13 protein-coding genes are annotated in these 14,009 nt (G+C 68.9%); 8 read left to right on the top strand and 5 right to left on the bottom strand.

Annotated elements, in window-relative coordinates; all coding sequences use genetic code 11:
* Positions 1-22: 22 nt before the first annotated feature.
* The 3 genes from VF106_RS32595 to VF106_RS32585 form a co-directional block, all read right to left on the bottom strand.
* On the bottom strand, positions 23-1,924 hold the full coding sequence (locus VF106_RS32595; protein WP_330843740.1) for an N-acetylmuramoyl-L-alanine amidase: 1,902 nt from the start codon (positions 1,922-1,924) through the stop codon (positions 23-25).
* 90 nt (positions 1,925-2,014) lie between these two features.
* The gene (locus VF106_RS32590; protein WP_330843739.1) at positions 2,015-3,583 is read right to left on the bottom strand and encodes an alkaline phosphatase D family protein; all 1,569 of its coding nucleotides are present in this window, start codon (positions 3,581-3,583) and stop codon (positions 2,015-2,017) included.
* A gap of 444 nt (positions 3,584-4,027) precedes the next feature.
* On the bottom strand, positions 4,028-4,534 hold the full coding sequence (locus tag VF106_RS32585) for a hypothetical protein (RefSeq protein ID WP_330843738.1): 507 nt from the start codon (positions 4,532-4,534) through the stop codon (positions 4,028-4,030).
* Between the two features lie 179 nt (positions 4,535-4,713).
* Between VF106_RS32585 and groES the strand changes: the two genes are divergently transcribed.
* Together groES and groL are read left to right on the top strand one after the other, a co-directional pair.
* Positions 4,714-5,007 carry a co-chaperone GroES gene (gene groES, locus VF106_RS32580; protein ID WP_184816151.1) on the top strand — a complete coding sequence of 98 codons (294 nt, stop codon included), beginning with the start codon at positions 4,714-4,716 and terminating at the stop codon, positions 5,005-5,007.
* 85 nt (positions 5,008-5,092) lie between these two features.
* Complete coding sequence (gene groL / locus VF106_RS32575; RefSeq protein WP_330843737.1) at positions 5,093-6,736, top strand: chaperonin GroEL; 1,644 nt, start codon at positions 5,093-5,095, stop codon at positions 6,734-6,736.
* A 66-nt stretch (positions 6,737-6,802) separates the two neighbouring features.
* Here the strand turns inward: groL and VF106_RS32570 are convergent, their stop codons facing one another.
* Positions 6,803-7,102 carry a WhiB family transcriptional regulator gene (locus VF106_RS32570; RefSeq protein ID WP_330843736.1) on the bottom strand — a complete coding sequence of 100 codons (300 nt, stop codon included), beginning with the start codon at positions 7,100-7,102 and terminating at the stop codon, positions 6,803-6,805.
* Positions 7,103-7,328: 226 nt separating this feature from the next.
* On the opposite strand from VF106_RS32570, the gene VF106_RS32565 reads away from it, so the two are divergent.
* Positions 7,329-8,294 (top strand): MerR family transcriptional regulator, encoded by a 966-nt coding sequence (locus VF106_RS32565; protein ID WP_330843735.1) that lies wholly within the window; start codon positions 7,329-7,331, stop codon positions 8,292-8,294.
* Between the two features lie 240 nt (positions 8,295-8,534).
* Here VF106_RS32565 and VF106_RS32560 read toward each other — a convergent pair whose 3' ends face one another.
* The gene (locus VF106_RS32560; protein ID WP_330843734.1) at positions 8,535-9,686 is read right to left on the bottom strand and encodes an epoxide hydrolase family protein; all 1,152 of its coding nucleotides are present in this window, start codon (positions 9,684-9,686) and stop codon (positions 8,535-8,537) included.
* 89 nt (positions 9,687-9,775) lie between these two features.
* Between VF106_RS32560 and VF106_RS32555 the strand changes: the two genes are divergently transcribed.
* The 5 genes from VF106_RS32555 to VF106_RS32535 all read left to right on the top strand — a co-directional run bounded on the left by VF106_RS32555 (position 9,776) and on the right by VF106_RS32535 (position 13,874).
* Complete coding sequence (locus tag VF106_RS32555; RefSeq protein ID WP_330843733.1) at positions 9,776-10,564, top strand: hypothetical protein; 789 nt, start codon at positions 9,776-9,778, stop codon at positions 10,562-10,564.
* Positions 10,565-10,685: 121 nt separating this feature from the next.
* Entirely contained in the window at positions 10,686-11,282 is a 597-nt protein-coding gene (locus VF106_RS32550; protein ID WP_133907713.1) for a response regulator transcription factor, read from the top strand.
* A gap of 241 nt (positions 11,283-11,523) precedes the next feature.
* Positions 11,524-12,228: a hypothetical protein gene (locus VF106_RS32545; protein ID WP_330843732.1), complete on the top strand. Its 705-nt coding sequence runs from the start codon at positions 11,524-11,526 to the stop codon at positions 12,226-12,228.
* A gap of 142 nt (positions 12,229-12,370) precedes the next feature.
* Positions 12,371-12,943: a sigma-70 family RNA polymerase sigma factor gene (locus VF106_RS32540; RefSeq protein WP_330843731.1), complete on the top strand. Its 573-nt coding sequence runs from the start codon at positions 12,371-12,373 to the stop codon at positions 12,941-12,943.
* A gap of 1 nt (position 12,944) precedes the next feature.
* Positions 12,945-13,874 carry a hypothetical protein gene (locus VF106_RS32535; protein ID WP_330843730.1) on the top strand — a complete coding sequence of 310 codons (930 nt, stop codon included), beginning with the start codon at positions 12,945-12,947 and terminating at the stop codon, positions 13,872-13,874.
* The last annotated feature ends 135 nt before the right edge of the window (positions 13,875-14,009 follow it).

Raw genomic sequence — 14,009 nt, 5'->3', positions numbered from 1 at the left:
GCGCCCCCGCCGCCGACTGTCGCTACAGGAACGAAGGCCGCACGTCGACGTCGTCCACGTTGACGAACGCGATCCGGTGTCCGAACTGGATCTGCACGTACTTCGTCTCGCCACGCACCACAGTGTGGTTGGTCGTGTCGTAGGTGACGGCCCAGTAGTACTCGGACGGCGTGATCAGCCCGGCGGCGTACTCCTGCCCGGCCGGCAGGGAGTACTGCAGGGGAACCACCGTCTGGGCGGGAATTCCGGTGGGGTAGGCGGCGGCCTCCGGGTAGGCCCGCCCGTAGACGGGGATGCTGTCGCGGCCCTTCTTCGGCGTGATCACGAAGCCGATGGACCAGACCCCGTCGTTGGCGTGGAACCAGCCCTTCTGCCCCAGGTACCAGACGGCCACCCATGATCCGCGCCGCTCGGCGATCGCGAAGGTCTGACCGGTCTCGGCCCGCGAGGAGTGGTCGGCGACGTCCATCGTGCCGGGTGTGCCGTCCGGCCGCAGGCCGATGTCCTTCAGTTGGGGCGCGTCGTCACGGGGCTCGGTCCGCAGCACCACGCTGCCGGCTCCCCGCACGGGGCACGGGTTGCCGGAGCCGATCTTGTCGCACCCGGTGAACGGCACCGTGTTCGTCTCGAACCTCGGCTTGACGGTCACCAGACCCGTCCTGGCGGTGCCCGTCGAGAAGAACGGCGACCGCAGCAGGTCGAAGTAGTGCGACCAGTCCCAGTACGGGCCCGGGTCCCAGTGCATGCCGCGCACGGTGGCAGGGGTCGTGCCCGGCACGTTGTCGTGGCCGAGGATGTGCTGGCGGTCCAGCGGGATCCGGTACTTGGCGGCCAGGTACCGCACGAGCTTGGCCGACGACCGGTACATCGCCTCGGTGTACCAGGTGCCCTTCGCCGCGAAACCCTCGTGCTCGAGGCCGATCGACTTCGAGTTGACGTACCAGTTGCCGGCCTGCCACGCGACGTCCTTGGCCTTGACGTGCTGGGCGATGTGGCCGTCGCTCGACCGCAGCGTGTACTGCCAGCTCACGTAGGTCGGGTCCTGCACCAGGTCCAGCGTGGGTTCGTAGTAGCCCTCGGTGTCGTGGATGATGATGTAGTTGATCTTCTGTGCCTCGGGCCGGTTCCCCAGGTCGTGGTTGCCGTAGTCGTTGTTGCCGAACTCCTCGTACGGCGCGGGGATCCACTCGCATCCCAACCCGCGCGGGCACTCCGCCTCACCCGTCTGGGTAACCCGGAGCCCCAACCGGGTGACCTGGGTGGTGTTCGGCGACACGGGGGTGGCCGGCAGCCGCACCCGCTGCCCGTCGTCGGTGACCCGCTCGATCCCGTCGCGGATCGTGGTGAACACCTCGTCGGCGAAGGCGCTGGCCGCACCGGTGTCCGTGGCCCCGCTGTACCGGGCGACGGCCCCGTACCACTCCGCCGGAGAGTTGCTGGCTATTCCCAGGTCCCGCTGGTAGCTGGCCAGCAACGCGGCCCCACCCCGGATGTTCTGCGCCGGATCGACCCGCAGGGTGGCGGCGTCGACCCCGGTCAGCCGGGCGGCGTCGTCGATGGTGTCAGGCGGCGGCGCGGAGACGTCGGTCTCGTGGGCCTTGGGGAGGAGCGTTGGCCGAGCGGAGTCCCCACGCGGGTCCTCGGTGCCGTCGTCGTGGTGGGTGCCCCCGCCGGCGGCCTCGATGTCGGTGAGGTGCATCGGACCGTAACCCGCGCTGGTGCTGGGCGTCCCGGCGTTGAAGTCCCACCGGGACTCCAAATAGGACACCCCGAGCAACACGCTTTCCGGCACCCCGAACTCGTCGGCGGCGGCCGCGAAGGCCTCCTGCCGACTCTGTTGCTCCGGCTCGGCGGCCGACACACCGGAACTGAGCCCGGCCACGACAGCCGCGGCAATGGTGGTGACGAGGATCGATCTCGGCATGAAGAGACCTCCAGGACGGGCGACAACAGCAGTCTGCTGCCGCCCGCTCCGTCGGTCAATACCGGCCGGCTGGCCTAGTCAGTGACTAATTCACGTCGTGTGCAGTGCCGGTTCCCGATCCACGGTGACAAAGCTGGCCGCGGTCGAAACCGGCGCGTCAGGCGTGCGGACGAAGGGCAGGACGCGGAAGTCCGACCGCAGCTCCCCGGCGGTGAACGTCGTCCGCACGTACCCGCGGCGGTTCTTGAAGAACTTGATGTGCGGGTTCTCGGCGAGCACCGTGGCGTTGGTGCTCTCGTCCCCGTCCCCACCGCTGGTGACGGAGGTGGCGACGAGTTCGACCCCCACCGTCTGTTCGTTGGTCTGGATCTCGGCGGCCCAGTGCCGGTGCACGTCACCGGTGAGCACGACCCCGTTGCGCACCTGCCCGAGCGCGGCGGCGACCCGCTCCCGGCTGGCGTGGTAGCCGTCCCAGGCGTCCATGGAGAACCCCTGCTGTGGCCCGGCGGTGAGATCCCGCTGGGCGAAGAACACCTGCTGGCCGAGCACGTCCCACCTCGTCCGGGACCTGCGCAGACCGTCCATGAGCCACCGTTCCTGCTCGACCCCGGTGATCGTCCGGTTCGGGTTGAGCCGTTCCGCACAGTCGATCTTCGTGCCGTCCCCGCAGGCCTGGTCGTCCCGGTACTGGCGGGTGTCGAGCATGTGGAACGTGGCGAGGTCGCCCCAGGCGAAACGCCGGTACAACCGCATGTCGATGCCCTGTGGTTTGGCGGAGCGGCGCAGCGGCATGTTCTCGTAGTAGGCCTGGAAGGCGGCGGCCCGCCGGTCGAGGAAGGCGGGGTCGGGCTGCTCGGGCACCTCGTCGGCCCAGTTGTTCTCGGTCTCGTGGTCGTCCCAGACGGCGAGCCAGGGTGCCGTGGCGTGCGCCAGCTGGAGGTCGGGGTCGGTCTTGTACTGGGCGTGGCGCTGGCGGTAGTTCGCGAGGGTGCGGGTCTCGGGCCCCTGGACGACCCGGATGTCGGCGGCCTTGGTGGCGTACTCGTACTGGTAATCACCCAGGTGGAGGACAAGATCGGGCCGGTCCTCCGCCAGCCGCCGGTACGCGGTGAAGAACCCTTCCCCGAAGTGCGAGCAGGAAGCAAAACACATGGTGAGATCCGGCATCGTGCCCCTGGCCGGTGTGGTCAGAGTGCGCCCGGTGGGTGACATGTACCCCTGCACGCGAAACCGGTAGTAGTACTCCCGCCCGGGCCGCAACCCGCCGACCTCGACGTGGACGGAGTGCGCGGCGGCCGGGTCAGCGAAGGCGACGCCGGCCCGCACCACGTGCCGGAACCTGTCGTCCTTGGCGACCTGCCACTGAACGGGCAACCGATGGTCAGGCATGCCACCCAGTCCAGTGTCAGCCAACGGGTCGAGCGCCAACCGGGTCCACAACACAACGGAGTCACTCCACGGATCCCCGGAAGCGACCCCGAGCGTGAAGGGGGTCGAGGGCAGAGCCTGGTGTCCAGCACCGGAAGCAGTGGCAGAAGCAGGAAGCGCGACCGAGGCGGCAACCCCACCGAGCGCGGCAGCCCCACCAAGCAGAACAGAGCGACGGGTAACGGACGAAGGCAAGAGAACCTCCCTTATCGGGTGACTCTCAAACCACACATTCCGGTGACGCCAACTACCACCCGTGCCCGATGAACCATTGCCGACACGCCGGTGAACAACCGGATGTGGCCGCAACTCCAAACGCAGCAGGTCCGTCCGGAAAGCCACCAGATCGAGTGTTCGGCGTGACTGTGAGGCGTAAATCCGCCATCGTCAACGTGAAAGGTCCCCTGTTTTTAGCTCTAACGTGTTTGATGGCGGGTAAGAACCGATCTCTGATCACAATGGGTAGCGAATCTGCGTCGATCTTCGCCCACCCCGATCCGAATTGCCGCAGCCGGGGTCGAGTACCGTCCCGTCACCAAACTGCCGTATGCGTCGTGAAAGGAGTGTCGTGGCGAGGCATTTACGGGGCGGTGATGACGAGGATGATCCCGCCGAGATGTCTGGCGCCGCAAAGGAAGTCGGCAATGTCGCGCCTGCGGGAGAAAGGAAAGGTGCTCAACGATATGCACTCGCGACCGCGGCGCTGGGCACTGTAACCGCATTGATCACGTTGATAACGTTGATCATGACTCCGCCGCCGACGGATATCGCACCGGGAGATGAGTCTCCGATTGTCCCTTTGTCGGAGACGACACCGCCGGCACCGACCGTTGGGGGTGAGACCGCGGTCAAGCCCGGGCGTTCTGTGCAGTCTCCACCGGCTACCGCTGACCCGACTGTCGCCTCGACACCGGAGCTGAGCTCGTCCGCGCCCGCGAACGACACCCCGGATGTAGCGCCGACCACGTCGCAGGGTTCGCCGTCGTCGGAAAACCTGCCGTCGACCAACCCGCCGTCCGTCAGCGTGTCGAGTTCGACGCCAGCTACGACGGAGCCGGAGTCCGCTGACGTTCTCGCGTCCATCGGATCTGTCGTTGTCTCGCAGATATGGCCCGGCGAGCAGTTCGCTTCGCGCGCGCCTGACGAAGAAACCTCGACCTCGCCGTCCGTGGATGACCCCACGGGTCCATGATCGTTTGAGGGATGGCAGGAGACCCTCGTTGCACGCTTAGCAGTCGCCTGGGTAGAGTGCCAACCGTACGGCGCCGACACCGCCCCGGCACCCGCGACGGCGGGGTGGCAGGAGCCGCAAAAAATGGTAACTGCCAACGCTTTTCGAAAGACCCGTGGAGGTCATCGCGGTGAGCGTGAACATCAAGCCGCTCGAGGACAAGATCGTTGTCCAGGCGAGCGAGGCCGAGGCCACGACGGCATCGGGTCTCGTGATCCCGGACACCGCCAAGGAGAAGCCCCAGGAAGGCAAGGTTCTGGCCGTTGGCCCGGGCCGGATCGACGACAACGGCAACCGCGTCCCGCTGGACGTGGCGGTCGGTGACGTCGTCATCTACTCCAAGTACGGCGGCACCGAGGTCAAGTACAACGGCGAGGACTACCTGATCCTCTCCGCCCGCGACGTGCTGGCTGTCGTCAACTGACGCCTGGCGTTTAGCAACCACCACAACGCCCCGGCACCCCGCAACGGGGCAGCCGGGGCGTTGTGCGTGCCAAGAAAGGTAGGACATGCCCAAGCAGATCAGCTACGACGAGGACGCTCGTCGTGCGCTCGAGCGTGGGGTGAACAAGCTCGCTGACGCGGTCAAGGTGTCCCTCGGCCCGCGTGGGCGCCACGTCGTGCTCGCGAAGAAGTTCGGCGGCCCGACCGTCACGAACGACGGTGTCACCATCGCTCGCGAGATCGAGCTGGACGACCCGTTCGAGAACCTCGGCGCCCAGTTCGCCAAGAACGTCGCCACCAAGACCAACGACGTCGCCGGTGACGGCACGACCACCGCCACGGTGCTTGCACAGGCGATGGTCAAGGTCGGCATGCGCAACGTCGCCGCCGGCGCCAACCCGATGGCCCTCGGTCAGGGCATCCAGCTCGCCGCCGACGCGGTCGTCGACGCGCTGAAGGCCAAGGCCACGCCGGTCAAGGGCCGCGACAACATCGCCCAGGTCGGCACCGTCGCCTCCCGCGACGCGTCGATCGGCGCGCTGCTCGGTGAGGCCATCGAGAAGGTCGGCGAGGACGGTGTGATCACCGTGGAGGAGTCCTCCACGCTGGCCACCGAGCTCGTCATCACCGAGGGTGTGCAGTTCGACAAGGGCTTCGTGTCGGCGTACTTCGTGACCGACCCCGAGGCCCAGGAGGCGGTGCTCGAGGACACGTACGTCCTCCTGTACCGGGAGAAGATCTCCTCCCTCAACGACCTCCTCCCGATCCTCGAGAAGATCGCCCAGGCCGGCAAGCCCGTGGTGATCATCGCCGAGGACGTCGACGGCGAGGCCCTGTCCACGCTCGTGGTCAACTCGGTCCGCAAGACGATCCGCGCGGTCGCCGTCAAGGCGCCGTACTTCGGTGACCGCCGCAAGGCGTTCCTCGACGACCTCGCGGCCGTCACCGGCGGCACCGTCATCTCCTCCGATGTGGGCATGAAGCTGTCCGAGGTCGACATCGACGTGCTGGGCACCGCCCGGCGCGTGGTCGTCACCAAGGACGAGACCACGCTCATCGAGGGTGGCGGCAGCAAGGACGCCGTGGCCGGTCGCGCGGAGCAGATCCGCCGCGAGATCGAGGCCACCGACTCCGACTGGGACCGCGAGAAGCTGCAGGAGCGGCTGGCGAAGCTGTCCGGCGGCGTCGCGGTGATCAAGGTCGGCGCCGCCACCGAGACCGAGCTGGCCGAGCGCAAGCACCGCATCGAGGACGCGGTCGCCGCGACCAAGGCCGCGGTCGAGGAGGGCATTGTGCCCGGCGGCGGTTCCGCGCTGGTCCACACGGCCAAGGCGCTCGACGCGCTCGCCGAGTCGCAGTCCGGCGACGTGGCCACCGGTGTCCGGCTCGTGCAGAAGGCACTGTCCGCGCCCCTGGCGTGGATCGCGATCAACGCCGGTCTCGAGGGCGCGGTCGTCGTCTCCAAGGTCGCCCAGCTCGAGTGGGGCCACGGCCTCAACGCGGCGAAGCTGACCTACGGCGACCTCATCGCCGACGGTGTTGTCGACCCGGTCAAGGTCACTCGCTCGGCGGTCACCAACGCGGCGTCCATCGCGCGGATGGTGCTCACCACCGAGGCCTCGGTCGTGGAGAAGAAGGAAGAGGCGCCGGAGGCCGCTGGGCACGGCCACGGCCACGGGCATGGCCACGGCCACGGCCCGGGTTTCTGACGCTCACCAACGACGAACGCCGCGCCCGGTGCTGGTCACCGGACGCGGCGTTCGTCGTGTGAAGACCTACCTGGCCACGGCCAACGTGCGTTTCTCCATCTTGATGATCGCCTCCCGCTCTCCCTCGGAGAGGCCACCCCAAATCCCGTACGGTTCGTGCACCGCGAGCGCGTGCCGACGGCACATGTCCAGTACGGGACAGGTCTGGCAGATCGCCTTGGCTCTGGCCTCGCGCCGGGCACGGGCCGGGCCGCGTTCACCGTCGGGGTGGAAAAAGAACGCACTGTCCATGCCGCGGCAGGAACCCTCGAGCTGCCAATCCCACACGTCCGCGTTGGGACCGGGGAGCCTTCGAGTGTCCGCCATGGTGACCGCCTCCCTCGCCGGCTGTTCGCACTTGTGACCGGCTACTCCATTCGGTGCAGCGGCAACAACGCTAGAACCGCGCCAAAGCTTGTTCAAGGCTGATCGACTCTTTGGCCAGGCAATTCAACCGATCGGTGAACACCCTCCACGCTGCGTATTCGTCGATCCAGTTGCCGGACCCTCGTGATCACCCGACGATGGGAGGGTGGCGACAAAGGAGGCGTCCGTGGGCGATCATGGCCGGGTCGCGGCCGTGGCCGATGGCACCACGGGAGCGCCGGACGAGGAGACGCTGCCGGTCGCGGCCGTCGCCCGCAGACTGGGGGTCGCGCCGGCGACCCTGCGGACATGGGACCGCCGCTACGGGATCGGTCCGCGCGCCCACACCACCGGCCGGCATCGCCGGTACACCCGGGACGACATCGCGCGGTTGGAGCTGATGCAGCAGGCGTTGCTGCGGGGCGCGACCCCGGCGGAGGCCGCGGGATACGCGCTGCGGGCGTCGATGCCGCACGTCCCGGAGATCGTCGCGCCACGTGACGGCGGTCTGACGCTGCTGCGTGAGTTCAGCACCCGTTCGACGTCGGTCATGGGCCTGTCCCGTGCGGCCATGGCCATGGACGCGGTCGCCACACAACAGCTGATCGCCGACAGCATCGACACGCTTGGCGTGGTGACAGTGTGGAACGACGTGGTGCGGCCCGTGCTCGCCGCGCTCGCGAGCCGGTGGGCACAGTCAGGCGAGTGCGTCGAGGTGGAGCACCTGGTGCACGAGTGCGCACTGGCGGCGTTCGTCGGCGCCACGCCACTGGTGACCGTGCCCCGCAACCCGCGGCCGGTGTTGCTGTGCTGCGCGCCGGACGAGCAGCACTCGCTGCCGCTTTATGTGCTGCGCGCGGCTTTGGCGCGGGAGGGCATCGGCACGCAGCTGTTGGGCGCGTCGCTGCCGACGTCCGCCCTGGCCGCCGCGGTCCGCAGAACCGGACCGGCGGCGGTGGCCGTGTGGGCGCAGCTGACGCGCCACGCCCGGTCGGCGGTGTTCGAGGAGGTGCCCAGGACACGGCAGCGGGTGCGGTTGTTCGCCTGCGGCCCGGGGTGGTTCACGACGGAACTCCCGGACCGCGTGGACCGACTGGACGACCTGGCAGACGCGCTGCACCGGATCGAGGGCCTGGTAGGCGTGCCGCGCTGAGCCTTGCGCCGCAGGGGCGGCTTGGCCTCCGGCCCCCGGTTCCACGCTACGGCAGGGCACCGACAGTTCGAGGCTCGCGAACGGCAACCGTGGACACGTTCACCCGCCGAACCCGAGCGAATGGACCATTCATGCACCGGGGGACCCCCGGTTTCAACGCTACGCGCGACCACCGACAAAACCGGGGGCTCGGACTGACGCCTGTGGACAGAAGCCCTGCACCCCTGGGACGTCGGCTCTTCAGCGCACGGTTCGGAAGAACTCGCGGATGTCCGCTACCAGCAGGTCCGGCGCCTGGAGCGAGGCGAAGTGGCCGCCGGTGGGGAAGCGGGACCAGTGGGTGACCGTGTTGGACAGTTCCGCCAGCCCGCGGATCGCCCCGTCGCCTACGAAGTTCGCCACCCCCGTCGGCACCGGTGAGCGGGTGGGCCGCCGGCGCCAGGACGAGCCGGCCTCCAGGTAGAGACGTGCGGCCGAGCCGGCGGTCCCGGTCAGCCAGAAGATGGTGACGTTGGTCAGGACGGCGTCCCGGTCGACGGGGGTCTGTTCGGTTCGGGTCGGATCCCAGTCCACGAACCACTCCAGGTTCCACGCGAGCTGGCCGGCCGGGGAGTCGTTGAGCGCGTAGGCCAGGGTCTGCGGCCGGGTGGACATCTGCATGGCGCAGCCGGAGTGGGCGAACCACGCCGCCCGGTTCCGCTTGGCCTGCTCCCGCCCCGTCGCCGACAAGCCGTCCAACTCATCGGGCTCGACCGGGGTCGAGGCGTCGACCAGCGCGTTGACGTGCACACCGATCACGTTCTCCGGCGCGAGCCGGCCCAGCTCGGTCGACACGAGGCTGCCGAAGTCGCCGCCCTGCGTGCCGTAGCGCCCGTACCCCAGCTCGCGCATCACCGCCCACGCGCGAGCGACGCGGTCGACGCCCCAGCCCGTCTCCCGGGTCGGACCAGAGAACGCGAACCCCGGCACGGACGGGGCGACCACGTGGAACGCGTCCGCCGGGTCCCCGCCGTGGGCGCGCGGATCGGTCAGCGGACCGAGGATGCCCAGGAAGTCGTACACCGTGCTCGGCCAGCCGTGCGTGACGACCAGCGGCGTGGCGTCGGGCTCCCGCGAGCGAACGTGCAGGAAGTGGACCTGTTGACCGTCGATCGTCGTCGTGAACTGACCGACCGCGTTGAGCCGGGCCTCGTGCTCGCGCCAGTCGTAGCCGGTTCGCCACTGTTCGACCAGGTCGGCCAGGTAGTCCCGGCTCACCCCGTACGACCAGCCGACCCCGGGGAACTCGTCGGGCCAGCGCGTCCTGGCCAGCCGGTCGACCAGGTCGTCGAGATCGGACTGGGGATGTCGATGCGGAACGACTTCGGGGCGATCATGAGGGACAGCGTTCATGCCCTTCCGGACAACGACTGTCCTGAAAGAACCCGAAACTGTCGGTGGGTGCCGGTAGGCTGGTGGCCTAACCAGGCATCGGGGGACCTGTGACGACATTCGAGCACGCCGCATTCGGCGACCGGCCGGACCTGGCCATCGCATCGGTGCCGCCGGCGCCGAGGGAGCGATGGCTCGCTGCCGTCGTGCTCGGGGCACAGGGCCACTACGCGCGAGCGGCGACCCTGCTTCGCGCACTCGTCGACCGGGCCGGTGACGACCTCGCCGCGCTCGCCGCCGCCACCCTCGCCTCCCACCGCCGCCAGCTCGGCGGGCACGCGGCCGCTCGCCGGCTCGACGCCGTCGCGCTCGTGGCGGCGACCGGTGACGAGGCACGGGCCGACGCGCTCCTCGGCCTCGCGGCCGACGCCGTCGGGGCAGGGCGGCTCACCGAGGCCCGGCGACTTCGGGATCGGGTGCCGAGGACGACCTGGCGTGCGCGGGTGCGCGCCGGTTGGGTCTCGGCTGAGATCGAGTTGAGCGCTGATCGAGCCGAGCTGGCGCGGCCACACGCCGAGCAGGCTCTCGAAGAGGCACAGGGGACCCGGCACCGGATCAAGTCCGAGATCGTGTTGGGCGCGACGTTGACCAGCTCGGACCCGGCCATGGCCCGAAAGCTGGTCACCCGCGCGCGGGACGACGCTACGGATCTGCACCTGTTGTCGCTGGTCTGGCCGGCCTCACTGTTGTTGGCACAACTAGACCCGGACGAGGCATCCACTCACAGTCAGGATGCCGCCATAGCCTTACACACAGTGTTACGGAGAGCTGATCCTCGCGGGCGTGAGCTCGCTGAACGCTCCACATGGGTGCCCGAGCTCGCTGGCCCAACCGGGTGAACAGGGTCGCTCGGACATCTGGGCGAACTGGTCAGCAGATTTACCACCAGATCGTGTCAAGGTTCGCCCCGAAGCGTCCGATAGGGAGTAGTACGTCACTCGGCTGCAGGAAGGAGTCCCCGTGACGACGGTCTTGATTTGCGACGACCGCCGCGGCGTGCGGGAAGGGCTGACGCGCGTCATGTCCGCTGTGCCGGGGGTGAGTCGCATCGACTGCGTAGCGCACGGTGACGAGTTGCTCGCCCGCTTCTCCCGCGCGCCGGTCGACGTCGTGCTGGTCGGCACGCAACGTGCGGTACCCACCGGCGTCGAGGCCACCCGTCGCCTGGTGTCGGCGAACCCGACGGCGAACGTCATCGTGTTCGGCGCCCCGGACGACGCGAGCAGCATCGCGGCCGCGATCGCGGGCGGTGCCCGTGGGTACCTCCGCTGGGACGCCTCCCGTCCCGAGCTGGTGGCGGCACTCGCGCACACGCTGGCGAGCACGTCGGTGCCGGCGCCACGGCAACCGTCCGACCCTGGAGTCCAGCTCACCGACCGCGAGCTGCAGGTACTGCGCGGCATGGCGATGGGCAAGAGCAACGGGCAGATCGGGCGCGAGCTGTACCTGTCCGAGGACACGGTGAAGACCCACGCCCGCCGCCTGTTCCGCAAACTCGGCGTTCGCGATCGCGCGCAGGCCGTGGCGCACGGCTTCCGACGGGGACTCGTCTCCTAGGCTCTGCCGTGTGACGGAATCCGAGGTAGCCGGGGATGGGTCTGGCGACAGGGATGGGTCTGCCAGGCCCGCCGAGCTAGCCGAAGCCGATGGTGCCCGGGCCGGGGGCGCTGAGGCGCGGCTGGATTCCGGTGGGACGGTAGCTGGTGGGGCTGCCGGTAAGGCTGTGGTGGCTGGTGGAGCCGCCGGGGCTGGGGCCGAGGTGCATGGGGAAGGGCTTGGCAAACGGGCTGGGTTAGCCATGCCCGTTTTCAGCTCCGAAGGGTTGCCCGTCCGCGCGTCTGGCGGTGATGAGTCGGGCGCTGGTGACCGCGGTGGTCGCGAGCCGGGCGGTCGCGAGCTGGGGGGCGGTGTCCCAGGCGAACGCGAGCCGGAACTCAGCGAGGCGGATCTCGATGAGCCCGCTGACGATGATCTGTATGGCGACGACGGGTACCCGGTGCGGCCCTTATGGGCGCGGACCTCGACGCTCGTCGTTACCGTCGTGTTCCTGTTCGTGGTTTCTGGCGCGATCACGGCATGGCTGCGGATCTCCGACCTGCAGCAACGTGTCGACACCCTGGAGGCGCAAGCGCTTGCGGCCGAGGATGCGCGCCAGGCCGCGATCATGCTCGCCCAGGATCTCGCCACCTATGACTACCGTGACCTCGGCGGTAACTTCCGTCACGTCGCCGCCAACGCCACTCCACGTTTCGCCGGACAGCTTCGAGCGCTGACCGAGGAGCTGGGGCCAGAGCTCCAGCAGACCCGCGCGGTGGCGAAGGCCACTGTCCGGTCGGCGGGTGTGGTGCGTGCCGACAGTTCGAAGGCCGTGGTGGCGGTTTTCGTTGACCAGACCGTTACCAACACCAGGAACCCGGAGTCGCGGACCGAGCAGAGCCGGATGGAACTGACACTCGTTAGGCAGTCAGGGGTCTGGCGGTTAGACCAGGCGGGGGAACTCTGAGGCCGCACCTTCCGGGCAAAACGAGGTGGATTGTGTTGCGCGGTACGGTGGGTGACACCTCCGTGTGGGAAAGCAAAACGCCCTGCGGAGTGTGACGTACAACTAACCGTACCTGCACGTAACGTTGAGGCTGCTCGCTGCGATGACCACATTGGGGGACGGACTGGACGCTTCCGTAGGCGCTGCCGTCGAAGGCGATCCGCGCGCCATTGACCGGGTGCTGGCGTCTATCCGGCCCCTCGTCGTGCGGTACTGCCGTGCGCGGGTAGGAAGGCAGGAGCGATCCTTTGCTTCTGCGGACGACGTCGCACAGGAGGTGTGTCTCGCGGTGCTAACGGCATTGCCCAGCTACCGCGACCAGGGACGACCCTTCCTGGCTTTCGTATACGGCATCGCCGCGCACAAGGTCGCTGACGCGCACCGTGCCGCCGGGCGTAACCGTTCCGAGCCCGTCGCCGAAGTACCGGATGAGCCGGAAACCGACGCCGGGCCGGAGCAGCGTGCCATGCAGCAGGATCTGAGCCGCCGGATGAAGGACCTACTCGACGTGCTGCCGGACAAGCAGCGGGACATCGTTCTGCTGCGGGTGGTCGTCGGCCTCTCCGCGGAGGAGACCGCGGAAGCCATCGGTTCGACGCCGGGGGCCGTGCGGGTGGCCCAGCACAGGGCGCTCGCCCGCTTGCGGAAGACTCTGTCAGCGGAGGAGGTGGTCTGAAATGAGTGATCGAAGAGATCATGCCGAGTTCCCCGAGATCGAGGACGAGGCCATCGACCTTGCTCTCGTGCATGCCGACGACGAGTACCTCGACATGCTCAGCCACGCCAACCTCGACGGCCGCGACGCAGCGCTAGAAAACTTCGACAACCTCGGCGACTTCGACAACCTCGGCGATTTCGGCGACGACCAGCTGACCCGCCTCCTCATGACCTGGCGCCGCGACGTGGACGCGGAGCCCATCGACGAACTCGTCGACCCCAAACTCGCGACCGCCACCGTGCACGCCGCCAGGATGCAGCGCAAGCGCCGGCCGCGTCTCCTCGTCCCCATCGCCGCCGCGGCCGCCGTCCTGGCGATCGCGTTCGCCGGTGTCGGCCTCGCCGCCCGCGACGCACATCCCGGCGACACCTTGTGGGCGCTCACCAAGGTCCTGTACGCCGACCACGCCCGCTCGGTCGAGGCCGCCGCGGAGGTCAAGGCCGACCTGCGCGAAGCGAAGGCCGCACTGACCGAGGGCAACGTCGCCGAAGCCAAGTCCAAACTGGAGGACGCGCACGCCACGCTGCCGTCCGTCCTGCCGGACGACGGCCGGACCGACCTCGAGGCCCAGCACGCCTCGCTTCTCGCGCAGCTGCCCGGCAACCCGTCCGACCAGGCCGGCTCACCGCCCACGCCAGCACCGTCGACCCAGCCCGGCACCGACTCGTCAGAGGACCCTGCCCCCGGCACGTCCGAGTCCAGCCAGGTGACGGACACGGTCACCCCGAGCTACCCACCGTCCGAATCGCCCGACCCGCCTGACCCGCCGACCACCAGCACGGAAACCACGCGCAACGAGGAAGGCGGCACACCCAGCGGCGGCACGAGCGGCGAATCCGGCGGCACCGCAGGCGCTGAAGGGGCCGCCCCCGCCACGCAAGGCCCCTAGCGAGCGCACGAGAGTCCCATTCGCTCGGACTGGCCACCGAAAGTTGTCCACAGGCCCCCGCGACCAGGGGTTTTGTCTGTGTCGGTTGGTACGATGGCCTCGGGGTGGCCCCCCGGGTATGGGTGGGGGATGCCT

Source organism: Actinophytocola sp., assembly GCF_036378875.1.
GTDB lineage: Bacteria > Actinomycetota > Actinomycetes > Mycobacteriales > Pseudonocardiaceae > Actinophytocola.
This window is presented reverse-complemented; position numbering and strand designations above follow the sequence as displayed.